The following is a 25,186-nucleotide window of genomic DNA, read 5'->3' as shown; positions in this document are numbered from 1 at the left end:
GCCAACTTCGGTCACCCTCACCCTTCCGGCGCTTCGCGCCTCCCTCCCTCTCCCACCGGGAGAGGGAAGGGGCCCGCCCGGCGCAGCCGGGTGGGAAGGGTGAGGGTGACCTACCCTGGTCGAACGCCACCCTACACGCTCGTCCCCACCACTACGCAGGCCAGAAACATCAGCAGTCCCGCGAAGCGGTTGCTGCGGAACCGCGCCAATGCGCCGGCGCCGTCGTCGGGTGTCAGCGTCGCCGCTTGCCAACCGAGATGAAGCGCCACCGGTCCCAACGCGACCAGCCCGACCGGATCGGGATGTGCCGACCAGAACGCGCCCGCCCACAGCAGCACCGCCAGCGCGTAGAAGACGCCGACCCCGCCTCTCACCCGCGTCCCCATCCGCAACGCCGACGATCGTACCCCGATCAGCGCATCGTCCTCGCGGTCCTGCAGCGCATAGATCGTGTCGTAGCCGATCACCCACGCGATCGATCCGGCATAAAGCAGCCACAAGGCGGGATCGAGCCGACCCGTGACCTCGCTCCAGCCGACCAGCGCCGCCCAGGAAAAGACCAGCCCGAGCCACGCCTGCGGCCACCAGGTGATGCGTTTCATGAACGGATACGCCGCGACCGGCGCCAGGCTGGCAACCGCGACGATCGCCGCGATCGGGCGGAGCTGCACCAGCACCGCCAACCCGACCAGGCAGAGCAGCGCGAGCCACGCCCAGGCGAGCTTGATCGACACCAGCCCGCTCGGGATCGGTCGCGCGCGGGTGCGCGCGACCTGCGCGTCTAGGTCGCGGTCGACGATGTCGTTGTAGACGCACCCCGCGCCGCGCATCGCGATCGATCCCACCAGCAGCCACAGGATCAGTCGCCAGTGCGATACCGCGCCCCCCGCCAGCGCGACGCCCCACGCGCCTGGCCAGAACAGCAGCCACCAGCCGATCGGCCGGTCGAACCGCGCGAGCAGCGCCAGGCCGCGCAGCCTCGCAGGCAAGCGCTGCACCAGCCCGCGATGTTCGCTGTCGGGGACGATCTCGGATTCCATCGCGACCCCGCGTATGAACAGGCGGGTAGGCGCGCAAGCCCGCACCCGCTACGCACATGATCATGTCGTTGGTGTTCCCCGGATGATCGGGCTGTCGGTCGCGATCGGCCGCTTCGTCGAGGCGCTGTTCTGGGCGATCCTGAAGGTCGCCGGCGTGGTCACCGTCGCCGCGATCGCTGCGGCGGTCGCCGCGATTCTCGCCTTCGTCGTCATGCGCAAGCTGTGGGCGCGGCAGGCGAGGCGTCGCGGCAAGTGACCGCTACCCCCGCCTGGCCGCCGCAATCGACCCCGCGGCTCTACGTCGCTACCGGCCTCGCGCCCGGGCCGGTCACCGTTGACGGTCCGCAGGCGCATTATCTCGCGCAGGTCATGCGGATGAAGCCGGGCGATCCGCTCAAGCTGTTCGACGACCTTACCGGCGAATGGCTTGCGGTCGCGACCGAGGTGGGCAAGCGGTCGGTGACGCTCGATGTCACCACCCTGCTCGGCGCCCGCGAGCCGGTGCCCGATCTCTGGCTCTGCGCCGCGCCACTCAAGAAGGGCCGGATCGACTGGCTGGTGGAGAAGGCGTGCGAACTGGGTGTCGATCGCCTCAAGCCCGTGCTCACCCGCCGCACGGTGGTCGATCGCCTCAACCTCGATCGGCTGCGCGCGCACGCGATCGAAGCCGCCGAACAATGCGCGCGCACCGCGCTGCCGACGATCGAGGAGCCCGTGAAGCTCGCCGCGCTGCTCCGCGACTGGCCCGGCGACCGCGCGCTGTTCTTCGCCGACGAGACCGGCGGCGACCCCGCGCTCGACGCGATGCGTGCACGGCCCGGTCCGGCGGCGATCCTGATCGGCCCCGAGGGCGGGTTCGACGAGGACGAACGCAGCGCGATCCGCGCGCTGCCGCAGGCGGTCGGGATCGGCCTCGGCCCCCGTATCTTGCGCGCCGACACCGCCGCAGCCGCCGCGGTTTCGCTATGGATGGCAGCCGCCGGGGATTGGCGCTAGCGCCCATCTTGATCGGAGCGTAAGGCGCGGCGATGACGACCAAGACCGTGATCAGCGACACGCCCGTGATCGAATCCCGCGACCAGTTGATCGCCACCTTCGCGAAGGGCGAGAAGCCAAAGGACCGCTGGCGGATCGGCACCGAGCACGAGAAATTCGTCTATGCCCGCGGCGATCACCACGCCCCCTCCTACGACGAACAACACGGCATCCGCGCGCTGCTCGGCGAGCTCGAACAACATGGCTGGCGCCCTGTCGAGGAGAACGGTCACGTCATCGCGATGGCGGGCGCGGACGGCAGCATCAGCCTCGAGCCCGCTGGCCAGTTCGAACTCTCGGGCGCGCCGCTCGAGGACCTGCACCAGACCTGCGCCGAAACCGGCCGTCATCTCGAACAGGTGAAGGCGGCGGGCGAGAAGCTCGGCATCGGCTTTCTCGGCCTCGGCATGTGGCCCGACAAGACCCGCGCCGAGCTGCCGATCATGCCCAAGGGCCGCTACGCGATCATGCTGCGCCACATGCCGCGGGTCGGCACGATGGGGCTCGACATGATGCTGCGCACCTGCACCATCCAGGTGAACCTGGATTACGCGTCCGAAGCCGACATGGTGAAGAAGTTCCGCGTCGGCCTCGCGCTCCAGCCGCTCGCCACCGCGCTGTTCGCCAATTCGCCGTTTACCGAAGGCAAGCCGAACGGCTACCTTTCCTATCGCAGCCACATCTGGTCCGACACCGACGATGCCCGCACCGGCATGCTGCCCTTCGTGTTCGAAGACGGCTTCGGCTACGAACGCTATGCCGATTACATGCTCGATGTGCCGATGTACTTCGTCTACCGCGAAGGCCGCTATATCGACGCCGCAGGGCTCAGCTTCCGCGATTTCCTGCGTGGCGAGCTGTCGGTGCTGCCGGGCGAGAAGCCGACGATCGACGACTGGACCGATCACCTCTCGACCGCGTTCCCGGAGGTGCGGCTGAAGAGCTTCCTCGAGATGCGCGGCGCCGATGGCGGGCCGTGGAACAAGATTTGCGCGCTGCCGGCCTTGTGGGTCGGGCTGCTCTACGATCAGGGCGCGCTCGATGCCGCCTGGGATCTGGTGAAGGACTGGGACATCGCCGGACGGCAGGCGCTGCGCGATGCGGTGCCGAAGCTCGCGCTCGACGCACCATTGCCGGGCGGCGGCAAGCTGCGCGACATCGCCGCCGAGGTGCTTTCGATCGCCGATGCGGGGCTGGTCGCGCGCGGTCGCGGCAACTACGCAGGCGACAACGAGAGCGGCTTCCTCGATCCGCTGCGCGAGGTGGTCCGCTCGGGCAAGGTGCCCGCCGAACTGTTGCTCGATCGCTATCACGGCGCCTGGGCGGGCGACGTGTCGAAGGTCTACGACGAAGCGAGCTTCTGACCGCGGATCGCCCTGGACATGCGCGGCACCATGCCGTGCCGTTCGATCCAGTCGCTATAGGCGCGGTAATCGGGGTCCATTCCCAGGTGCCGCTCCTCGGTCTTGGCCCGCCAGTAATAGACGCCGCTGACCACGCCGAGCAGCAACGTCGCGCGGACCGCGTCGGTGGTGCTCTCCAGCGTCAGCACGGGGATCGTCGACAGCCACCAGAACAGGTTCTTGGCGAGATAGGCCGGATGCCGCGACTGCGCATAGGGCCCGTGGGTCAGGATCCCGCGGTTGGTCAGGTTCGAGAAGCGCAGGCCGAACGCCACCGTCGCCCAGGCATAGATGCCGGTCAGCCCCACCAGCACCGCACCCCACGCCGCCAGCACCAGCGGATGGCCTGCGAACCAATAGGTCCATTCCGCGGTCCCGGGATGATAATCCAGCGGACCGCCCGCATCCATCAGGATGAAAGGCGGATAGCACATCAGCGCGGCGGTCCATCCAGCCGCGTAGGGCGTCGCGCTGCGGATATGCGCGTCGAGCGGGCGCATCGTGAGCACATAGCCGACGGTTGCGAACGCCACGTCGATCGTGAACATGAAGGTGATCAGCCACTGTGCCAGCGCCACCGGATCGTGGCGCAACAACGCGGTGTCGGCGCGGATGAACTCCGCGAACCCCGGCCGCACGATCGCGAGCATGAAGGCGAGGAAGAACGCCTTCACCCCCCAGCTGCGCAGATGCGCGTGGATCGCGGCGGCCTCGACCCCCGCCCGCCCCATCAGCCACGCACCAAAATGCCAGGCTCCGTCCTTCGGCTCGATCAGATACCGGTCGAGCCACAGCACATAGGGCACCGACACGACGAACAGCACCGGCGCCGCATAGCCGAAGCACCACATCGCGAATGCGAAATTGCCCTCCCAGTAGAACCGCCCGGTCGCATAGATCAGCCCGATCCCCGCCCAGGTCGCCCATAGCCCCGCGATCTTGGTGACGCTGACATCGCGCGTCGCGCGCGCCGGGCGAACGGCACCCCAGTCGATCCCGGTGCTCGCGCGCCGGTGAACCTTGTCGACGCCCAGGGACCACGCGACCATCGGCACCGCGCAGCACAGCAGGTTCACCAGCGCCGCATAGGGCCCGTCCATCCCGAACCACCGCGAAACCGCGATCCAGGCAATCACCCCGCCCAGTCCCGCCAGCCCGACGCCCCCGCTGACCGCCGACGCCGGCCGCGCCTCCGCTTGGTCGGCGGTCGCCACCAGATATCCACGCGGATCGATCGTCTCGGCAGCCGGGCTTTCCATGCCCGCTTCCTACCACCCACCCTTAACCAATCGATGAATCTGCACGACTTGCGCCCCCGCCCGGTCGCCGCTACCTCGGCGGCGCCGCGGGTGTAGCTCAATGGTAGAGCAGAAGCCTTCCAAGCTTATGACGAGGGTTCGATTCCCTTCACCCGCTCCACGGCACTGGCCCGACTGCGCCGCCCGCCGGGCCCGTACCACTTCGTCACAATCGTCGAAAAGCGCCGCCTAGCCCCCGTTGCGCGGTGCAGATGGCTGCGGCATGATCGTGACTCGGGGGAGTCAAGGTCATGATCGACAAGCTGTTCGTTGCGGCAGTGGTTGCCGGAAGCGCGTCCACGGCGTGGGCTAGCGAGACGGTGCGCTACGAGCCAGCGCCCGCCTGGGTGAAGCCGGCGCCCGCGGTCGATGCGGCAAAGCTGGACGGCGATTCGCCGTTGTTGCTCGTCGCCGACGACCAGCAGCGGCTCGTCGATGGCGAGGTGTGGAGCTACCAGGAGCGCGCGACGCGGGTCGCGTCGCCGGACGTGCTCGCGAAGGTCGGCACCGTCTCGATCGCATGGCAGCCGAGCAAGGGCGACCTCGTCGTCCACAAGCTGGAGATCATACGCGGCGCCGAGCATATCGATGCGCTGTCGGGTGGCCGCAAGTTCACGATCATTCGCCGCGAACAGCAGCTGGAACAGCTCGCGATCGACGGGCAACTGACCGCAACGGTGCCGGTCGAGGGGCTGCGGGTCGGCGATGTGCTACGCTTCGTGGTGTCGACCACCAACCGCGAACCCGCGCTCGGCGGCGAGTTGCAGGCGGTGACGCTGCTGCCGGTCGCGCCGGCGAAGGTCGGCTTCTCGCGCGCGCGGTTCCTGTGGCCCGCCACCAAGCCGGTGTCGTGGCGCGGCTATGCCGCCGGTCTGACCGATACCATCGTCACCGCGGGCGATTTCAAGGAACTCACCATCGCCGGCCCGCTGCCGAAGCCCGCCGATCTACCCGACGACGTTCCCGTCCGCTTCCGCTCGCTGCCGATCGTCGAGGCGACCACCTTTGCCGATTGGCCGGCGGTGTCGCGGGTGATGGCGCCGCTCTATGCGACCAAGGATCTGATCGCGCCCGGCAGCGATCTCGCCAAGGAGGTCGCGACGATCGCGGCGGCGACGACCGATCCGACGCGGCGCACCGCCGCCGCGCTGGAGCTGGTGCAGGAGAAGGTGCGCTACCTCTACAACGGCATGGAGAACGGCAACTACCAGCCGCAGGCACCCGCCAAGACCTGGGCGCTGCGCTACGGCGATTGCAAGGCCAAGACGCTCCTGCTGCTCGCGGTGCTCCACGCGCTGCAGATCGAGGCGGAGCCGATCCTCGCGAGCAGCCAGCTCGGCGACTACGTGCCCAAAAGGTTGCCGACCGCCGCCGCGTTCGATCACGTGCTGGTCCATGCGACGATCGGCAGCGCCTCCTACTGGCTCGACGGCACCGGCACCGGCGCGCGGTTCGCCAACCTGAACGACACGCCGCCGTTCGGGTGGGTGCTGCCGGTGCGCGCAGGCGGTGCGGCGCCGATCGCGCTGCCGATGCACGCGCCGACGCTGCCGATGGTGGTCACCACGATCGATCTCGATCAGCGCGCGGGGCTCGGCATGCCGACGCTGGTCCATGCCAACGCCGTCGTCCACGGGCCCGCCGCCGAGATGATCGGGCTTGCGAAGAGCCAGGGCAGCAAGGAGCAGCAGGAACAGATGGTCGGCGGCATGATCGCCGGATCGATCGGCCGCGACACGGTGATGCTGACCGACTTCAAGATCACCTATGATCAGGCGGCGGCGCAGGCCACCATTGACGCCAACGCGATCACCGGCGGCGTCTGGTATCGTACCGATCGCCGCTACCGGCTCGATCTCGATCGCACCGTCACCAACATCGGCTTCTCGCCCGATCGCGCGCGGTCGGCCTGGCAGGCGCTGCCCGTCAGCCTCGGCATGCCGCAGACCACGCGGCTGACCACGCGCGTGCTGCTGCCGGCGGGGATCACCGGTTTCGCGTTCGAAGGTGATCAGACGATCGCGCAGCCGCTCGCCGGCGCGAAGATCGCGCGCACCACCACGATCGGCAAGGACGTCATCACGATCGACGATCGCGTCGGGTCCGACGGTGGCGAGATCCTGCCCGCCGACGTCCCCGCGATGCGGTCGCGGGTCGCCGCGGCCAAGAACCGGCTGCTTCGGGTCATCGCCCCTGCCGACGTGCCGAGCCGCTGGGACAATGTCGTGGCCGGGCGCAGCGACGGCCGTTTCAAGCCGATCGCCGCCGCCTACGCCGCCGCCATCGCGCGCGATCCCGACGAGGCGAGCGCCTACGTCAACCGCGCCAATTACCTCGCCGGGATCTTCGACTGGAAGGGCGCGCTGCCCGATCTCGACAAGGCGGTGTCGCTCGATCCGACCGCCGATACGCTGGTCACCCGCGCCGATGCCTATCGGACGCTCGGCGACGAGGCGAAGGCGACCACCGACTATCAGGCCGCGCTGAAGGTCGATCCGACGCTCAACAGCGCACTGGTGGCGCTCGGTCGCTTCGATCTCGATCATGGCCGCCGCGACGCCGCGCTGGCGCGGGTCGACGACCAGCTCGCCTCCGCGGGAGAGGGCAAATACGATCTGCTCAGCGCCAAGGCCGACCTGCTCGAATATGCCGGCGACAAGGACGCCGCGCTCGCGGTGATGGACGAGGCGGTGGCGGCGAAACCGAGCAACGCCAACCTGCTTAACGGCCGCTGCTGGCTGAAGGCCAAACTGCGCGTCGGGCTCGATACCGCGCTGAAGGACTGCACCAAGTCGATCGAACTGGCCGAACAGCCCGCCGCCCCACTCGACAGCCGCGCGCTGGTCTATTTTCGCCTCGGCCGGTTCGACGACGCGATGGCCGATGTCGACGCAGCGCTCGATATCGCGCCCAACCAGTCGGACACGCTGTGGCTGCGCGGCGTGCTGCGCTCGCGCAAGGGCGATGCGGTCGCGGCACGCGCCGATTTCGCCGCGGCCCGATTGATGAACCCGCTGGTGGAGAAGGAATATAAGCGCCTCGGCGTGATGCCCTGATCGTCGCCGCCCGTAGACCGCTGTCCTGTTTCGAGACGAAACAGAACGATCGCTATCTGACCGCGGAACCGGTTCGCGAGCGCCGCATTCCATCGGAGCAGCCCGCGTCGTTCGTAACAGCGATCGGCGTCCTGGAGCCCGGCATCGCTGCATGCCGGGCTCCAATTTTTTCGTGGCTCCGAGCGGCGGCGCGCAGCTTGATCTAAGTTGCTACCAAGGCTTGCGAAAACGCCTTCTCCTTAACGTGTCGGTATCAGAGTCTCGGCTATCCGATCGGCATGGGTGCTGATCGTTCGCACATCAACTGGACTGACCTGACCGCGGGGCATTTGCTCCTCGTGGCGTCGGCCGGCGTGGCGATGCTAGTGCTCGCCGCGATGTGGTGGCGCCAGGCGATGCTCCTGCGGCGGCTTGCCGACCGGCTCGACCTGATCCTCGGCAACGCGATCGACGATTGCGCCACGAACCGGCTCGCCCGCGCGATCGACATGGTCGAGCAGCGGCTGGAGCCCGCCCAACGTGCCGACCAGCGCCATTCGCTCACCGGGCTGCCGACCCGCGAGCCGCTGATCGCGGTGATGGCGCGCGATCGGACGGGGCTGCTCGGCGTCGTCGGCGTCGGCGACTTCGATCGCCTCTGCGCCTTCGATCCGACGCTCGGCGAGCGCGTGCTGCTGGCGATCGTCGATCGCTTCGCGCGGATGTTGCCCCCCGAGCGGCTGGTCGCACATGTCGATCGCGCCAATCTGGCGATCTGGTTCGGGCCGGCGGTCGACACCGCCGCTGCGCAGGCCGAACTCGACGTGATCGGCTATGCGCTGGGCGACGCGATCGTCGTCGGCGGGCGCAAGATCCTGCCCGAGATCCGCATCCGCCAGGCAGCTCTATCCGACGACGGCGGTACCCCACAAAACCTGCTCGCCCGCGCGCTTGCGTCGCTGACGCTCGATCGCGCCACCGCGGCGGTCGATGCCGAACCGACGCTCGATCCCGCCGCCGTGGCCAGCGACCGCTACGCGCTCGAACAGGATCTGCGCCAGGCGATCGCGCGCGATCAGTTGCAGATGCATTATCAGCCGCTGGTCGACGCCGCGATCGGACGCGTCTGCGGCGCCGAGGCACTGATCCGCTGGCGCCATCCGGTCCGCGGCAACGTGCCGCCGTCGCGCTTCGTGCCCATCATGGAAGCCGGCGGCATGGCGCATCCGGTCGGCATGTGGATCCTCAACACCGCCTGTCGCGAGGCGCGACGCTGGCAGGCCGAGGGGCTCGCCGCGCTGCGCGTCGCGGTCAACGTGTCTGGCCACCAGTTACAGCGGGACGACCTGCCCGCGCTTGTGGAACGTGCGCTCGCACGGCACTCGCTCGGCCCCGACGCGCTGGAGATGGAACTCACCGAAAGCGTCGCGATGGGCGACGGCGATCACGCCGCGCTTCTGTTCCAGCGGCTGCGCGCGATGGGCGTCAGGATCGCGATCGACGATTTCGGCACCGGCTATTCGAGCTTCAGCACGCTGCGGACGCTGTCGTTCGACAAGATCAAGATCGACCGTGAATTCGTCACCAACGTCGATGCCCGCCGCGATTCGCAGGCGATCTGCCAGAGCATCATCGCGCTGGGCCGTGGGCTCGGCATTCGCGTTCTCGCCGAAGGGGTCGAACGCCGCGCCGAATATGAATGGCTGCGGCGCCACGGCTGCACGCATTTCCAGGGCTATTACTTCGCGCCGCCGCTCGACGGCGCGGCGTTCGTCGCGTTCGTGCGCGACGGCCACGCGCTCGCCCGGCTGCTCGCGGTCGACGGGCCCGCCATCACCGATCGAACGACCAAGAGGCTGACCGCATGACGAAAATGTCCCGCTCCCCGTTCGCATGCGCGCCCCGGATCGCGGTGCTGGCGCTCGCGACGGCGGTGGCGGCCTGTGCGGGCGGCGGCCCGAAGCCGGCCGCGCAACTCCCCGCCCCGCCCAGCGCCGCGACCGCGACCAGCGAGATCGATGCGATCATCGCTCTGCTCGATGCAGGCGACACCAAGACCGCGCAACGCCGCATCAACGCCGCGCTGAAGCGCGACCCGATGAACGCCTCGGTGCAGGTACTGCGTGATTCGATTGCGCAGGATCCCAGGGAATTGCTCGGGCCGGTCAGCCACCCCTATGTCACCAAAGCCGGCGACACGATGAACGGCCTCGCCGACCGCTTTCTCGGCACCCGGCTGAAGGGCTATCAACTGTCGCGTTACAACGGCATCGCGGTGCCGGCGACGCTCGCCGCCGGCCAGACGCTGCGCATCCCCGGCGAGGCTCCACGCGCCGAACCGATCCATCGCGCCGAGCCGCGTGCCACCGCTCCCGCCGTCGCCGCACCCAGGCCGAAGCCCGTCGCCGCCAAACCGGTCGCCGCCGCCAAGCCCCCCGCCAATCCCGTCGCCGCCCGCCAGGCACGCGCCGCGGGGCTCGCCGCGCTCAACCAGGGCGACGTCGTGCGTGCCACCAATCTGCTGCGCCGCGCATCGTTCCTCGACCCCGCCAACCCGACGATCGCGCGCGATCTCGGCCGAGCGCAGCGGATCGCCGCAACCGTGAAGGCCCGCCGATGACGATGCTCGGACGCTACCGTATCGAAGGACGTCTCGGCGAAGGCGCGATGGCCGACGTGTTCCGCGCGCACGATCCGGGAATCGGCCGCACCGTCGCGATCAAGCTGCTCAAGCCCGAATTCGGCCGCAACCCCGAACTCGGCGAACGCTTCCTGCGCGAGGCGCGGGCGGCGGGCGCCCTCAACCATCCCAACATCGCGACGATCTACGACGTCGGCGAGGCGGACGGCGTCGCCTATATCGCGATGGAGCTGGTCGAGGGGCAGCCGCTCGACCAGTTGATCCAGTCGCAGGGCCGGCTGCCCTATGAACGCGTGCTCGCGATCGGCCAGCAGCTCGCCTCCGCGCTCGACTATGCGCACCGCGCCGGGATCGTCCACCGCGACGTCAAGCCGTCGAACATCCTGCTCACCGCCGACGGCCGTACCGCCAAGCTGCTCGATTTCGGCGTCGCGCGGATCGGCGATCTCGATCCCGCGGGTAGCGAACAGCAGCTCGCCCAGACCCAGATCGGCCAGATGATCGGCACCCCGCGCTACATGAGCCCCGAACAGGCGCTCGGCATCGCGGTGGACCGCCGCTCCGATCTCTTCTCGCTCGGCGTCGTGCTCTACGAGATGGTCACCGGCAAGGTCGCCTTCCCCGGCGTCGGGCTCGCGACGCTCGCGATACAGATCGCGCAGGAGCGGGTCGAGCCGATCGACCGCTCCGCCGCCGATTGCCCGCCGGGCCTTCGCTTCATCATCGACAAGCTGCTCGCCAAGAAGCCCGATCAGCGCTTCGCCGACGGCGACGCGGTGCTGAAGGCGCTGACCCGCGAGCTCGACGCCACCGGCGAGGCGCCGACGCAGCGGCGCGGGCTGTCGCTGCGGGTCAAGCTGCCGCTGATGCTGGTGACGCTGACCGCAGTGGCGCTGGCGGCGAGCGTGTCGATGATGCTGTCGCGCGAACGCCGGACGCTCGAACACATGGCAATCGTCTCGGGCGGCTCGATCGCGGCGTTCGTGACCGGCAATTCGGCAGTGCTTGCCGCCGACAATGCCGGGCTCGCGCCAGCCGAGCAGGACTGGACCAGCCTCCAGGCGTTCGTCACCACCGCAGCGCGCGATCAGGGCATCCGCGACCTCGTCGTCGCCGACACCGGCGGCATCGTCCGTGCCGCCAGCGATTCGGCGCTGATCGGCCGACCCTATCGCGCGGCATCGGGCGAAGCGCCGCTCGACGCCGAAGCCACCGGCGTCATCGCCGCCACCGATCGCGGCAAGGGCCCGGGCCTGCGCTTCGTCCGGCCGATCCGCTATGCCGGCGCCGATTTCGGCAAGGTCGATCTGGTGATCCGCCGCACCGCGCTCGACGCGGCGATCGCCAACGCGCGCCTGCTGCTGATCATTCTGTCGCTGGTGGTGATGACCGTCGTGCTCGTCGTCGGCTATCTCAGCGGCGCGATGGTGGCGCGGCCGTTGGCGCGGCTGCGGCTCGCGCTCGACGAAGCCGCGCAGAGCGACTTCGCGCTCCGCATCTCGCACCGTCGTCGTGACGAATTCGGCGCGGCGTTCGATGCCTTCAACCGCGCCGCCGCCGCGGTCGAGCCGCATCTCGGCGGCACCGGCGCCAAGTCCGAAGCCGCGATGAAGGCCACACTGATCGCCGCCCCCGCCCGCCGCGCCGCCTGAGAAAGCCAGCCGTCATGTACATGCTGCAACTGTTCGATGCCGACGACATGGTGACCCCGGTCGATGTCCGGCTGATCCGCGACGGCATCCTGCGGATCGGTCGCGATGCCGAGGCGGACTGGGCGATTGCCGACCCCGATTGTGCCCTGTCGCGCGCGCATTGCGAACTCGCGGTGAACGGCGACGCGCTGACGCTTCGCTCGCTCGGCGCCAACGGCGTGTTCGACGATGACACCGGCGAACGCTATCCCGATGCCACCGACGTCGCGCTGCCGGTGCCGAGCGCGCTGCGCCTAGGCCGGTTCCGGATGGTCGCGACGCAGGCGCCGCACGACGACAGCATGATCGATTCCGGCCGCACGATGGTGTTGACCCCGCCGCTCGGCTCGTCGGTCGAGGTGCCGAGCGAATGGTCGGACGGCACCGCCGCACCGATCGCGTCGGGCGGCTCGCTGCTCGAGGCGTTCTGCCAAGGCGCCGGGCTAGATTGCTCGCAGCTGTCCGAAGAAGAGCCCGAGGAGATTATGCGCCGCGCGGGCGCGGTCTACCGGCAGATGGTGCTCGGCATCGGCGATCTGATGGCCGAGCGCGACCTCGCCCGTGCGCGCTACCAGCTCACCCGCACGACGATCAGCGGCAGCAACAACAATCCATTCAAATGGGCGCCCACCCAGCGGCTCGCGATCGATCTGCTGCTGGTCGGATCGACCGGCTTTCTGTCGGGGCCCGCGGCGCTGAAGGCGTCGTTCCGCGACGTCAAACGCCATCTTGTCGCCACCTTCGCGGGGCTCCAGGGAAGCCTGCGCGCCGCGATCGGCACGTTCGATCCCGCTGCGCTCGACACCGCGATCGCCGACCGGGCGACGCTGCTGAAGAGCCGCACCGCGTTGCAGATGGGGGCGGTTGCCGAACGCCACGCCGATCTCGTCCGCCAGCTCGATGAAGCGACCCCGGGCTCGCTCGATCACGCTTTCGTCGCGGCGTACGGTGATGCCGAGAGCATGATGATGCGCGACCCGACGTGAGGCGCGCGATCCTGCCGCGCTGGGCGCGGTTCGCCGCCTCCACGACTCCGGTGATGACGAACCGCTTCCGGTCCGCGGCGCGCACCCATGTCGGCCGCGTTCGCTCGATCAACGAAGACCGGCTGCTCGACCGCGCCGATCGTGGGCTATGGGTGATCGCGGACGGCATGGGCGGGCATCATGCCGGCGCGGCGGCCGCCACCACCGCGGTCGAGACGCTGGCGCGGCTCGCCGACCGCACCGGCCAGATCACCCGCCCCGACCTGCTCGCCGCGATCCGCGAGGCCAACTCCGCCATCCACGCCGGCAGCACCGCCGACGCCGGCACCAGCGGCGCAACGATCGTTGCGATCACCGTGATCGACGACCGCGCAACGATCTGCTGGGCAGGCGATAGCCGTGCCTACCGGATTCGCGCCGGCATGGCCGAACGCCTCACCCGCGACCACAGCCTCGTCCAGGAACTCGTCGACGCCGGCGTCCTTGCCGAGGCGGCGGCCGAACGGCATCCGCGCGCCAATGTCGTGACCCGTGCACTCGGCGTCGCGGCAACCGTCGAGATCGACGTCGCAGCGGTGACGCTCGTTCCCGGCGACCGGCTGTTGCTCTGCTCGGACGGCATCTCGCGCTCGCTCCACCCGCGCGACTTCGCGACCATGCCGGTCGCGATCGATGCCTGCGCGGACCGGCTGCTCGCCAATGCGCTGCAACGCGACGGCAGCGACAACGCCACGCTGATCCTGGTCGACCTCGCCGGCGCGGCCATCTCCTAACGTCGGTTTACGATGTCCCGCAGCCGGCTGGAAACCATTGTCGCCTAGGATGATCCGATGACCGCACTCCCCCAGCGCCTCGCCGAACCGCAACCCGATACCGACCGCCGCAGCGCGCAACGCCACGCGGTCAAGCTCGTCGGCCACGCCGTGGTCGCGGCCAGCCCCAGCGTCGCGGTGATGCTGACCGACGTGTCCGAATCAGGCTGCCAGATCGCGCAGTCCGATTGGCTCGGCGACGCCTCCACCGTCATCCTGACGCTCGACGGCTTCGCGGCGTTCGAATGCACGGTGACCTGGACATCGACCACCGCGACCGGCTTGCGGTTCGACGAACGGCTCCACCCGGCGGTGCTGCGCCAGATCGTCGCGCTCGGCCAAGGGCGCAAGCGGGCGCAGCGCCTGCTCGCGGGGGCGCTGGTGCGGCGCGACGAGGGTGACCGCCGCTGGCGCGTGGCGAAGGACATCGTGATCGAGCGGCAGCGCGGCCGCGACGGCGCCGAGCCGATCGTGGCGCGGCTGTTCGACCTGTCGAGCGCCGGCTGCCGGGTGAGTTCGGACGTCCGTCTGTCGCCCGGGCTCGACGTCATGTTGTCGATGCACGGGCTCGATCCCGTCCGTGCCAGCGTCTGCTGGTCGGACAGCCGCAACGCCGGCCTCACCTTCGCCGAGCCGATCGACGCCGCTGCCGTCGAACGCTTTGCAACCGACAAGCTGATCCATCTGCCGCGAATCGATCCCACCGATCTCGCCTAATCAACCTTAGATCTACGGTACGCTACCAAACTGGTTTGCTCGATCGCGTCACACGCGATAGGGCCGGACCGGCGAGGAACGGCATCGGGGTGCGCGCATGAACTGGGCTGCCTTGAGCGACTTGGGCCGACGCCATCCGGTCTATTCGATCGCCCTCTCGATGGCGCTCGCCTGTGCCGCCATCGCCGGCCGGCTCGCCTTCGATCCGATGCTCGGCGGCTATCCGCTGCTGACCTTCTTCCCCGCGATCCTGCTGGCGACCTTGTTCGGCGGCCGCAACGGCGGGATCGTCTGCGCATCGCTGTCGACGCTGTTCGCGTGGTATTTCCTGATCGAGCCCCGCTACAGTCTCGCGGTTGCCTGGCCCGGCGGGCTGCTCCGGCTGCTCGCGTTCGGCACGCTCTGCGCGCTGATCGTCGCGGTGATCGACGGCATGGCCCGCGCCTTCGATCGCGCGCAGAAGAGCGACGCCGCACGTGCGGCGCTGAACGCGGAGCTCGAGGAACGGGTGATCGCCCGCACCGCCGAACTGCGCAACGCCAACGAACGGCTGACCAGCGAGATCGCGCAACGCACCGCCGCGGAGGAACAGGTCCGCCAGATGCAGCGGCTCGAGGCGATAGGCCAGCTCACCGGCGGCATCGCGCATGACTTCAACAACATGCTGTCGATCATCATGGGCAATCTCAGCCTCGCCAGCCGCCGCATCGCCGCGGGCAACCCCGATGTCCTGCGCTATCTCGACAGTGCCAACGAAGGCGCCGCACGCGCCGCGACCCTGACCCAGCGGCTGCTGGCGTTCGGCCGCCGCCAGCCGCTCGAACCCGCGGTGGTCGACGTCAACCGGCTGGTCGGCGGCATGACCGACATGATCCGCCGGACGCTGGGCGAAGAGATCCAGATCGAAACCATCCTCGCAGGCGGCTTGTGGATGACCCACGCCGATCCTGGCCAGCTCGAGAATGCGATCGTCAACCTGGCGATCAACGCGCGCGACGCGATGGCCGATGGCGGCAAGCTGACGCTGGAAACGCAGAACGCGCACCTCGACGAGGCCTATGTTGCGGGCGAGAACGGGCTGGAGGCGGGGCAGTATGTGATGCTCGCGGTGTCCGACACCGGCAGCGGCATGAGCGCCGAGGTTGCCGCCCGCGCGTTCGAACCCTTCTTCACCACCAAGGAGGTCGGCAAGGGCACCGGGCTCGGCCTGTCGCAGATATACGGATTTACCAAGCAGACCGGCGGGCATCTGCGGATCTATTCGGAGCCCGCGCACGGCACCACGATCCGGCTCTACCTGCCCCGGCACCACGGCGCCGTCGGCCCGGTCGCCGCGACGCTCGCCCGCGAAACGCTGCCCTGCGGATCGCGCGACGAACTGATCCTGGTCGTCGAGGACGAGGCGTCGGTCCGCGCGACCTCGGTGGAGACGCTGCGCGAACTCGGCTATTCGGTGGCGGAGGCGGCCGACGGCGACAGCGCGCTGGCGTTGCTCGCGACGCTGCCCGCGGTCGCGCTGCTGTTCACCGACGTGGTGATGCCCGGCATGACCGGCGGCGCCCTGGCGCAGGAGGCGACGCGCCGCCGGCCGGGCCTCAAGACACTGTTCACGACCGGCTATACGCGAAACTCGATCGTTCACGGCGGCATGCTCGATCCCGGCGTGCAGCTGCTGCAGAAGCCGTTCACCGCCGACCAGCTCGCCCGCAAGATCCGCCAGGTCATCGCGCGGTAGCCCATTGCGGGACAGCGAAAACGGCCGAGTCGTTTCGATGAAGGAACATCATCCGGGTTCGACGAGTTGCACGCTTACGAACAAACTAGGGAGGATGACCATGGCCGATTACCGAGACGATACCGATCGTACCACCGTACGCCGCGGCGGCGCGGGCCGCACGATCCTGATTCTGCTGGCGATCGCGGCCATCATCGTCGCGATCCTGTTCGCGACCGGCTTCTGGAGCGCGGACGTGAAGGAAGGCGCATTGCCGAAGGTCGATGTCAGCGCCAAGGGCGGCGCGCTGCCCGACGTGGACGTGAATTCCAAGGAAGTCGTGGTCGGCACCAAGTCGACCACGGTCGACGTGCCGAAGGTGAAGACCGAGAAGGAACAGATCGACGTTCCGGTCGTGGGCGTCACCGACGACAAGAAGTAAGCGCCGCCGCGCAAGCGGAGATGGCGACCAAGACGGCGGTCCCGCGAGGGGCCGCCGTTCTGCGTTGGATGGCCAGCGTCGCCCCACCTCTTCCGTCACCATCGCGAAGGCGAGATCCAGAACTTATACCGTCAGCGATAGGGCCGCAGCGTTGGCCAGTCTGGATCCCCGCCTGCGCGCGGATGACAAAATAGTCGGAACTGCCAACACCTCGCCCCCTGTTGCTTTCGCCACGAAACTCTCCAAACAGAATGGCCGCCCGTCCTACTTACACCGATGTAAACAGGTCCCGACCCACCCCGTGACAAGCCTGCGCAAACGCCTCTCTCCCGCCGAATCGCGCGATGCCGCGCTCGATGCAGCCCGCGCGCTGCTGGTCGAAACCGGGCCGCAGGCGGTCACGTTGAAAGCGGTATCCGCGCGAATCGGGCGCACCCATGCCAATGTGCTTCATCATTTCGGGTCTGCCGAGGGCCTGCAGAAGGCGCTGATCGCGCGGATCGCAGAGGACATCGTCGGCACCATCGGCGCGGCGGTGCTCCGCGTCCGCGCGGGGGATCAGGACCCACGCGAGGTTGTCGACCTCACCTTCGACGCGTTCGGCAAGAACGGCGCCGGCGCGCTCGCCAGCTGGATGATCCTCAACGGCAACGAGGATGCGCTGGACCCCATCCTCACCGCGATCCACGATCTCGTCGATCAGCTGGCGGAGGGCCATTCCCCCGCCGAGAAGCCGATCCACGAAGAGACGCTGCAACTCGTGCTGATGGCGCTCGGCGATGCGCTGCTCGGCGCCCCGATGGCGCGCGCGCTGGGGCTGGATCGCGGCAAGGCGCGGCAGCTCGCCTTCGAGACGCTGGTCGCCGCGCGTACCGACGCTGGCGAAAAATAGCCCGACTCGCTAGAGGGCGCGAATGCATTTCCTAGACCAGGCCAAGATCTTCGTCCGTTCGGGTTCGGGCGGCCCCGGCGCGGTCAGCTTTCGCCGCGAAAAGTTCATTGAATATGGCGGCCCCGACGGCGGCAATGGCGGCAAGGGCGGCGACATCGTGTTCGAGGCGGTCGCCGGCCTCAACACGCTGATCGACTTCCGCTACACCCAGCATTTCCGCGCGCCGCGCGGCAGCGGCGGATCGGGGTCGAACCGCACGGGTGCCGGCGGTGACGATCTCGTCATCAAGGTGCCGGTCGGCACGCAGATCCTGTCCGAAGACAAGGAGGACGTGCTGCTCGACTTCACCGAGGTCGGCCAGCGCGAGGTGTTCATGCGCGGCGGCGACGGCGGTCGCGGCAACGCCAGCTACAAGACTTCGACCAACCGCGCGCCGCGCCAGCACGGCACCGGCTGGCCGAGCGAGGAGGGCTGGATCTGGCTGCGGCTGAAGCTGCTCGCCGACGCCGGCCTCGTCGGATTGCCAAATGCGGGCAAGTCGACCTTCATCAACGCCGTAACCAACGCCCAGGCCAAGGTCGGCGAATACGCCTTCACCACCACCCGCCCGCAATTGGGCGTGGTCCGCCACAAACAGCGCGAATTCGTCATTGCCGATATTCCCGGCCTGATTGAGGGCGCTGCCGATGGTGCGGGGATCGGCGATCGCTTCCTGGGGCATATCGAACGTTGCCGCGTCCTGCTTCATCTGGTCGACGCCAACGACGAGGACGTCGCCGAAAGCTACCGCGTCGTTCGCGCGGAACTAGAGAACTACGGCGCCGGGCTGGTCGACAAGCCCTACGTCGTCGCCCTCAACAAGATCGACACACTCGACGACGAACTGATCGCCGCGCTTTCCGCGGAACTGGAGTCGGCCAGCGGCCGCCCGGTCCTGCCGATCTCGGGTGTCTCGGGAACCGGGGTCGACTGGGTGCTCGACGAGATGATCGAGGCGATCGGCCCCGCCCCTGGCGGCGCGGTGCCCGCCAACGACGAAGGCAGCGACGCGATCTCCTGGTCGCCGCTGTGAGGGGGTAGGAGACACCCGCCCGATCGGATATGGTCGGGCCATGGCGACCAGTCCCGTCTATCCGCTGCTCACCGCTGCCGAATTCCTCTTGATGGATTTTGGGGATAGAAAGGCCGAGCTCGACAACGGCGTCATCCGCATGATGGCGGGAGGCACGGCGCGGCATGCGAGAGTGCAGGCCAATATCCTCGTGGCGCTGGCCAACCGCCTGCGCGGCACCGGCTGCACGCCCTACAATTCGGATATGGCGACGCGGACCCACGATCTTTCGATCCGGTATCCCGACGTGAGCGTCTTCTGCGACCGCGGCGATCCGGCGCACGACGACGCCACCGCGTTCGACGATCCCCGCATCTTGTTCGAGGTGCTTTCGGCGGGCACCGCACGCACCGACCTTCGGGTCAAGCTCGACGAGTACAAGGCGCTGGCAAGCGTCGAGACGATCGTGTTCGTCGACATCGCGACCGAACGGCTGCGCATCGTCCAGCGCACCGGTCCGCACGCCTGGCAGGACGAGAGCCACGATGCGCCCGTCGATCCGGTATTCCCCGGGTTAAACCTCGTCGTGCCGCATCAGGAAATCTTCGCGCGCGATTGATCCTTGGGCGCGCGACGGGCTAACCCGACGCCGATGCTGTTGCCCCCCGCCTCCTGTGCGCGCCTGATCGTCAAGATCGGCTCGGCGCTGCTCGTCGATCCGGACGGCGCGGTACGGCGCGACTGGCTCGCGACGCTGGTCGCCGATCTCGCCCAGCGCCACCGTGCCGGGCAGCAGATCGCGATCGTTTCGTCGGGCGCGATCGCGCTCGGCGCCCGGCGGCTCGGCTTGCCGAAGGGTGGCCGCGCCAGCCTCGAGGACGCGCAGGCCGCCGCCGCGACCGGGCAGATCGCGCTCAGCCAGACCTGGGCGGAACTGCTCGCGGCCGAAGGGCTTACCGCAGCGCAGATTTTGGTCACGCTCGACGACCTCGAGGATCGCCGCCGCTATCTGAACGCCGCGGCGACGCTCGATCGGCTCCTCGGACTGGGCGTGGTGCCGGTGATCAACGAGAACGACACCGTCGCCACGGAGGAGATCAGGTTCGGCGACAACGACCGGCTCGCCGCGCGGGTCGCGCAGGCGGCGGTCGCGCAGGGCGTGATCCTGCTGTCCGACATCGACGGCCTCTACGACCGCAACCCCGCTTATCCCGACGCGCGCCACGTGCCGCTGGTCGAGCGGATCGACTTGGCGATCGAGGCGATGGCCGACACCGGCTCGGCATCGGGCATGGGCTCGGGCGGCATGGTCTCCAAGATCGCCGCCGCGCGCATCGCCACCGGCGCGGGCGTGCCGCTGGTGATCGCCTCGGGCCGGATCGACCACCCGCTGGCCGCGACCCCGCGCCACACGCTGTTCGCGGCCGAGAAGACCGCCACCGCGCGCAAGGCGTGGCTCGCAGGTGGGCTGACCGCCAAGGGCGCGCTCCACGTCGACGCCGGCGCCGAGCAGGCGCTGCGCTCGGGCCGCAGCCTGCTGGCAGCGGGGGTCACCCGGATCGAGGGCGGGTTCTCGCGCGGCGACCTCGTCGCGGTGCACGGCCCTTCGGGAGCAATCGCGCGCGGCCTGATCGAATACGATGCCGCCGACGCCGCGCGGCTGCTCGGCCGCCGCAGCGACGAACATGCCGCGCTGCTCGGCTACGCGCCTCGATCAGCGCTGATCCACCGCGATCATCTGGCGCTGCTATGATCCTGGCGATCACCGGCGGCACCGGCTTCGTCGGTGGCCACCTCATCGACCTGGCGCTCGCAGCCGGGCACGAGGTCCGCGCCCTCACCCGCCGCGCGCAAGTCGCGCGCGCGGGCGTCACCTGGGTCGAGGGCAGCCTCGCATCGCCCGGATCGCTCGCGGTCGGCGCCGACGCGATCATCCACGTCGCCGGCATTGTGAACGCCCCCGACCGTGCGGGCTTCGCAGCAGGCAATGTCGAGGGCACCCGCGCGATCCTCGCCGCGGCGAGCGAGGCCGGCGTGTGCCGCTTCGTCCACGTCTCCTCGCTGTCCGCACGCGAGCCGCAGCTGTCCGACTACGGCTGGTCGAAGCGGGAGGCCGAACGACTGGTGGAGGCATCCGCGCTCGACTGGACGATCGTCCGCCCGACCGCCATCTACGGCGCCGGCGACATGGAGATGCGCGACCTGTTCCGCGCCGCGCGCCTTGGGCTCGCCTTCCTGCCGCCCCCCGGGCTAATGTCCGCGGTCGAGGTCGGCGACTTGGCGCGCCTGCTGCTGATCCTCGCGGCCCGCCCCGGTGCGGGCGAGACGTACGAGATCGACGACGGCCGGGCCTGGACCCATGCCGAGTTCGCCCACGCACTCGGCACCGCGGTCGGCCGGCCGGTGCTCGCGATGCATCTGCCGAAGCCGCTGATGCGGCTGGGCGCCCGGCTCGATCGCCTGATCCGCGGCGACAAGGCGAAGCTCACCCCCGACCGCGTCGGCTATCTCTGCCATCCCGATTGGTCCGCCGCCCCCGATCGCCGCCCGCCCGCCGATCTCTGGACCCCGCTGGTCGACACCGAGGCGGGGCTCGCCGCGACCGCGCGATGGTATCGAGCCAATGGTTTGCTATAGCCTCGCCGTACCGCCGCCGCATTTGGCTGCCAACCGGATAACATCATGAGCGACCGTCAACAGATCTTCGACACCGTCACCGGCCAGATCACGCCCTTCAACAAGAAGGGCGTCGCACTGACCGACGCCACCACGTTCCAGGGCGATCTCGAATGGGACAGCCTGACGGTGATGGATTTCGTCGCTGCGATCGAGGACGAATTCGACATCATCATCACGATGAACATGCAGGCCGAGATCGAGACGGTCGGCCAGCTCGTCGATGCGGTCGCCAAGTTGAAGCAGGATTGATCCCCACCCCGTTCGTCCCGAGTAGCCACTGAGCGAGATGGAAATGGCGTATCGGAGGACAGGTGGTTCGATACGGCGCTTCGGCTACGCTCAGCACCTACTCACAACGAACGGGGCTGGGGAAACGAACCCAATATTTGGATCGAGATCATGACCGAAGCCGCCACCACCGCCCATGCGTTGCCGATCGATCCGCCGGTGATCGCGCCCGAACGCGATCTGATGTCGAAGTTCGACAATCTGATCGCGGAGCGCCAGGCGCTGATCGACACCGGCGTCACCGATCCCTTCGCGATCGTGATGGAACAGGTGAAATCGCCGACCGAGGCGGTGATCCGGGGCCGCGACACGATCCTGCTCGGCACCTATAACTACATGGGGATGACCTTCGACCCCGACGTGATCGCCGCGGGAAAGAACGCGCTCGACCGCTTCGGGTCGGGCACCAACGGCAGCCGCATGCTCAACGGCACCTTCGCCGACCATATGGACGTCGAACAGGCGCTTCGGGAGTTCTACGACGTGTCGGGCGCGATCGTGTTCTCGACCGGCTACATGGCCAATTTGGGGATGATCTCGACGCTGGTCGGCAAGGGCGAATACGTCATCCTCGACGCCGACAGCCACGCCTCGATCTACGACGGCTGCCAGCAGGGCAACGCCGAGATCGTCCGCTTCCGTCACAACAGCGTCGAGGATCTCGACAAGCGGCTCGGTCGCCTGCCCAAGGAACCCGCCAAGCTGGTGGTGCTGGAGGGCGTCTATTCGATGCTCGGCGACATCGCGCCGCTGAAGGAGATGGTCGCGGTCGCCAAGAAGCACGGTGCGATGGTGCTGAGCGACGAGGCGCATTCGATGGGCTTCTTCGGCGATCACGGCCGCGGCGTGTACGAAGCCGCGGGGCTCGGCGACGATGTCGACTTCGTCGTCGGCACTTTCTCCAAGTCGGTCGGGACGGTCGGCGGCTTCTGCGTCTCCAACCACCCCAAGTTCGAGGCGATCCGCCTCGCCTGCCGCGCCTATATCTTCACCGCCAGCCTGCCGCCGTCGGTCGTCGCCACCGCGGCGGCATCGATCCGCAAGCTGATGCATGCCGATGCGAAGCGCGCGCAATTGTGGAAGAACGCGCGCCGCCTGCATGGCGGGCTGCGCGAGATGGGCTTCAAGCTCGGCACCGAGACGCCCGACAGTGCGATCATCGCGATCATCCTCGACGATCAGGAACAGGCGGTCGCGATGTGGCAATCGCTCCTCGAGAGTGGGCTCTACGTCAACATGGCTCGTCCCCCGGCAACTCCCGCGGGCACGTTCCTGCTGCGCTGCTCGCTGTGCGCCGAGCATTCCGACGATCAGATCGGCCGCGTGATCGAGATGTTCCGCGCGGCGGGCACCGCGATCGGCGTCCTCGGCGGAACGGCCGCTTCTTAACCGGTCGTCAACCATGTTCGGTCACGATCGCGTCATGATCGACCGGCCCGCCTGCCCGGAATGCCTCGCCTCCGCCCGGCGCAAGCGAATTGCGCCATTTCGGTGATGAGTTATACCGATGCGGTGCATGCGGAGAACGAAGGGACTGCCCGGGGGGGCGTGACCTCGTGGCGCACCATCATGCTGGTCGTGATGGGGCTACTCGGGGCGGCGGTCCTGGTCGGGCTGCTGATCACGCTCGGAGGCGCCAATCGCCAGCGCGACCGCGCGCTGGAGCTGCAGGCGCACAGCTACGACGTCATGATCCTGGCACGGACGCTGTCGGGCACGATCGCGCGGTCGGAGGCATCGCTGGGGCGCTACGTGATTTCCGGCGACCGCAAGCTCGGTCAGCTCTATTTCGACCAATGGCGCCTCGCTGCGTCGCAGATCACCCGGCTCGACAACATCACCGAGGACAATCCAGCGCAGCAGCGCCCGATCGATCGGCTGCGCGATGCCTATCAAAGCCGCGGTCGCGAACTTTCCCTGACCGCGCTCAGCACTTATTACGGCAAGAACAACCAGGCGCTGTCGCGCTACTATCAGGCGCGCAAGGGACCCTCGCTGGTCAACATCGACAAGCTGCTCGACGAGATCATCGATCACGAGCGCGAACTGCTCGACAAGCGTACCGCGACCGCGATGCGCACGGTCGACCGGTCGAGCCGGATCGCGGGCGTCCTCGCGGTATTCGGCATCCTGCTCGTGCTTGGCGCGATCCTGCTCGGCTGGTTCACGATCCGCGCGGTCGAGGAACGCGCCAATGCGCGCGCCGACGCCGATGCAGCGCGTGCGCTGGCGGAGGAACTGTCCACCGCGGTCGCCGAGGCCACCGACGAGCTCCGCGTCCAGGAACGCAAGCTCCGCCAGGTCCAGAAGATGGAGGCGGTCGGCCAGCTGACCGGGGGCATCGCGCACGACTTCAACAACATGCTTGCGGTCGTGCTCGGCGGTCTCGAGCTCGCCCGCCGCTCGGTCGACAGCGATCCCGCCGCGGCCGCCCGCCACCTCGACAATGCCACCGAAGGCGCCAACCGCGCCGCGGCGCTCACCCGCCGGCTGCTCGCGTTCAGTCGCGAGGATTCGCTGAAGCCCGAACCGATCGGCGCGGCGACGTTGGTCGCGGGCATGTCCGAACTGCTCGATCGCACGCTAGGCGACGAGGTCACCGTCGTCACCGAGGATCGCGCAGCGGGCTGGCAGGTCCGCGCCGACCGCGTCCAGCTCGAGAATGCGATCCTGAACCTCGCGGTAAACGCGCGCGATGCGATGAACGGGCGCGGCACGCTGACGATCGCAACCGGCACGATCCTGCTGGGCAAGGACGCGGTCGGGCATTGCGCCGCCGGCGAATATGTCACCATCGCGGTGACCGACAATGGCTGCGGCATGACCCCGGACGTGGTCGAGCGCGTCTACGAGCCCTTCTTCACGACCAAGGCGGTGGGCCAGGGCACCGGCCTCGGGCTCAGCCAGATCTTCGCACTCGTCCGCCAGCTCGACGGCGAGATCGCGATCCGCACCGCGCCCGATCAGGGCACTACCGTGACGCTGTACCTGCCGCGCGAGGACAATCCCGAACCGTCGGGCGAGATCGTCTCGATCATGCCCGCCCCCGCAGGTCCGACCCGCCCGCTCACCGTGCTGGTGGTGGAGGACGACCCGCGGGTGATGGCCGCCGCGCTCGGCGCGCTGGAGGAGCTCGGCCATATCGGGATCCCCTGCGACGATCCGTTCGCGGCGGAGGCGTTGCTGGACCGCCACGGCGATGTCGACCTGATCCTGTCCGACGTGCTGATGCCGGGCCAGACCGGTCCGGAGATGATCGCCGCGCTGTCGCCGCGCTTTCCGCATCTTGCGGTGCTGTTCGTCACCGGCTTCGCGGGCGACGTCGACGCGGCGGAATTCATCGATCGAGACGTGCTCCGCAAGCCCTTCACGCTCACCGCGCTGGAACGCGCCGTCGCCGCGGCGATGGCACGCGAGCGCCCCGCTCCGCCCGAACAGATCGCTGCCGAATAGCCGGGCGCG

Annotated in this window: 22 protein-coding genes and 1 tRNA gene; 21 read left to right on the top strand and 2 right to left on the bottom strand. The window is 68.7% G+C overall.

The features are described 5' to 3' along the window. Nucleotides 1-131: 131 nt before the first annotated feature. Nucleotides 132-1,040: a 4-hydroxybenzoate octaprenyltransferase gene (gene ubiA, locus ACT009_RS16260; RefSeq protein ID WP_445192094.1), complete on the bottom strand. Its 909-nt coding sequence runs from the start codon at nt 1,038-1,040 to the stop codon at nt 132-134. Between the two features lie 13 nt (nt 1,041-1,053). Between ubiA and ACT009_RS16255 the strand changes: the two genes are divergently transcribed. Genes ACT009_RS16255 through ACT009_RS16245 form a run of 3 tightly spaced genes read left to right on the top strand, consistent with a single transcriptional unit; the run spans nt 1,054 to nt 3,439 of the window. Then, nucleotides 1,054-1,296: a hypothetical protein gene (locus ACT009_RS16255; protein ID WP_445192093.1), complete on the top strand. Its 243-nt coding sequence runs from the start codon at nt 1,054-1,056 to the stop codon at nt 1,294-1,296. Further along, a complete protein-coding gene (locus tag ACT009_RS16250) occupies nt 1,293-2,036 on the top strand; it encodes a 16S rRNA (uracil(1498)-N(3))-methyltransferase (RefSeq protein WP_445192092.1) in 744 nt (247 codons plus the stop codon). The genes ACT009_RS16255 and ACT009_RS16250 overlap by 4 nt, the downstream gene beginning before the upstream one ends. Nucleotides 2,037-2,068: 32 nt before the next feature. After that, complete coding sequence (locus ACT009_RS16245; protein ID WP_445192091.1) at nt 2,069-3,439, top strand: glutamate--cysteine ligase; 1,371 nt, start codon at nt 2,069-2,071, stop codon at nt 3,437-3,439. Here ACT009_RS16245 and ACT009_RS16240 read toward each other — a convergent pair. Continuing rightward, nucleotides 3,418-4,737, bottom strand: coding sequence for a methyltransferase family protein (locus ACT009_RS16240; RefSeq protein ID WP_445192090.1), 1,320 nt, complete (start codon nt 4,735-4,737; stop codon nt 3,418-3,420). The genes ACT009_RS16245 and ACT009_RS16240 overlap by 22 nt on opposite strands. Nucleotides 4,738-4,823: 86 nt before the next feature. On the opposite strand from ACT009_RS16240, the gene ACT009_RS16235 reads away from it, so the two are divergent. From ACT009_RS16235 to ACT009_RS16150, 18 genes are all read left to right on the top strand, one after another. Further along, a tRNA-Gly gene (locus tag ACT009_RS16235) sits at nt 4,824-4,897 on the top strand. A gap of 130 nt (nt 4,898-5,027) precedes the next feature. Next, on the top strand, nt 5,028-7,832 hold the full coding sequence (locus ACT009_RS16230; protein ID WP_445192089.1) for a DUF3857 domain-containing protein: 2,805 nt from the start codon (nt 5,028-5,030) through the stop codon (nt 7,830-7,832). A gap of 278 nt (nt 7,833-8,110) precedes the next feature. After that, on the top strand, nt 8,111-9,679 hold the full coding sequence (locus ACT009_RS16225; RefSeq protein ID WP_445192088.1) for a putative bifunctional diguanylate cyclase/phosphodiesterase: 1,569 nt from the start codon (nt 8,111-8,113) through the stop codon (nt 9,677-9,679). Then, nucleotides 9,676-10,431 (top strand): LysM peptidoglycan-binding domain-containing protein, encoded by a 756-nt coding sequence (locus ACT009_RS16220; RefSeq protein WP_445192087.1) that lies wholly within the window; start codon nt 9,676-9,678, stop codon nt 10,429-10,431. Before ACT009_RS16225 ends, ACT009_RS16220 begins: the two co-directional genes overlap by 4 nt. Next, nucleotides 10,428-12,104, top strand: coding sequence for a protein kinase domain-containing protein (locus ACT009_RS16215; RefSeq protein ID WP_445192086.1), 1,677 nt, complete (start codon nt 10,428-10,430; stop codon nt 12,102-12,104). The genes ACT009_RS16220 and ACT009_RS16215 overlap by 4 nt, the downstream gene beginning before the upstream one ends. A 14-nt stretch (nt 12,105-12,118) precedes the next feature. Next, a complete protein-coding gene (locus tag ACT009_RS16210) occupies nt 12,119-13,129 on the top strand; it encodes a type VI secretion system-associated FHA domain protein (RefSeq protein WP_445192085.1) in 1,011 nt (336 codons plus the stop codon). After that, a complete protein-coding gene (locus tag ACT009_RS16205) occupies nt 13,126-13,902 on the top strand; it encodes a PP2C family protein-serine/threonine phosphatase (RefSeq protein ID WP_445192084.1) in 777 nt (258 codons plus the stop codon). The genes ACT009_RS16210 and ACT009_RS16205 overlap by 4 nt, the downstream gene beginning before the upstream one ends. A 57-nt stretch (nt 13,903-13,959) precedes the next feature. Then, complete coding sequence (locus tag ACT009_RS16200) at nt 13,960-14,658, top strand: PilZ domain-containing protein (RefSeq protein WP_445192083.1); 699 nt, start codon at nt 13,960-13,962, stop codon at nt 14,656-14,658. 97 nt (nt 14,659-14,755) lie between these two features. Then, entirely contained in the window at nt 14,756-16,393 is a 1,638-nt protein-coding gene (locus ACT009_RS16195; RefSeq protein WP_445192082.1) for an ATP-binding protein, read from the top strand. A 100-nt stretch (nt 16,394-16,493) separates the two neighbouring features. Further along, nucleotides 16,494-16,814: a hypothetical protein gene (locus tag ACT009_RS16190; RefSeq protein WP_445192081.1), complete on the top strand. Its 321-nt coding sequence runs from the start codon at nt 16,494-16,496 to the stop codon at nt 16,812-16,814. A gap of 301 nt (nt 16,815-17,115) precedes the next feature. After that, on the top strand, nt 17,116-17,706 hold the full coding sequence (locus ACT009_RS16185; protein ID WP_445192080.1) for a TetR/AcrR family transcriptional regulator: 591 nt from the start codon (nt 17,116-17,118) through the stop codon (nt 17,704-17,706). A 22-nt stretch (nt 17,707-17,728) separates the two neighbouring features. Next, the gene (obgE, locus tag ACT009_RS16180) at nt 17,729-18,778 is read left to right on the top strand and encodes a GTPase ObgE (RefSeq protein WP_445192079.1); all 1,050 of its coding nucleotides are present in this window, start codon (nt 17,729-17,731) and stop codon (nt 18,776-18,778) included. 40 nt (nt 18,779-18,818) lie between these two features. Continuing rightward, on the top strand, nt 18,819-19,376 hold the full coding sequence (locus ACT009_RS16175; protein ID WP_445192078.1) for a Uma2 family endonuclease: 558 nt from the start codon (nt 18,819-18,821) through the stop codon (nt 19,374-19,376). Nucleotides 19,377-19,409: 33 nt separating this feature from the next. After that, nucleotides 19,410-20,510 carry a glutamate 5-kinase gene (gene proB, locus ACT009_RS16170; protein ID WP_445192077.1) on the top strand — a complete coding sequence of 367 codons (1,101 nt, stop codon included), beginning with the start codon at nt 19,410-19,412 and terminating at the stop codon, nt 20,508-20,510. Next, complete coding sequence (locus ACT009_RS16165; RefSeq protein WP_445192076.1) at nt 20,507-21,394, top strand: NAD-dependent epimerase/dehydratase family protein; 888 nt, start codon at nt 20,507-20,509, stop codon at nt 21,392-21,394. Before proB ends, ACT009_RS16165 begins: the two co-directional genes overlap by 4 nt. 45 nt (nt 21,395-21,439) lie before the next feature. Then, nucleotides 21,440-21,685 carry an acyl carrier protein gene (locus ACT009_RS16160; RefSeq protein ID WP_445192075.1) on the top strand — a complete coding sequence of 82 codons (246 nt, stop codon included), beginning with the start codon at nt 21,440-21,442 and terminating at the stop codon, nt 21,683-21,685. Nucleotides 21,686-21,835: 150 nt separating this feature from the next. Further along, nucleotides 21,836-23,113 carry a serine palmitoyltransferase gene (spt, locus tag ACT009_RS16155; RefSeq protein ID WP_445192074.1) on the top strand — a complete coding sequence of 426 codons (1,278 nt, stop codon included), beginning with the start codon at nt 21,836-21,838 and terminating at the stop codon, nt 23,111-23,113. Nucleotides 23,114-23,218: 105 nt separating this feature from the next. Next, nucleotides 23,219-25,177, top strand: coding sequence for an ATP-binding protein (locus ACT009_RS16150; protein ID WP_445192073.1), 1,959 nt, complete (start codon nt 23,219-23,221; stop codon nt 25,175-25,177). Nucleotides 25,178-25,186: the final 9 nt, after the last annotated feature.

The organism is Sphingomonas sp. Tas61C01 (assembly GCF_052567495.1).
This window is presented reverse-complemented; position numbering and strand designations above follow the sequence as displayed.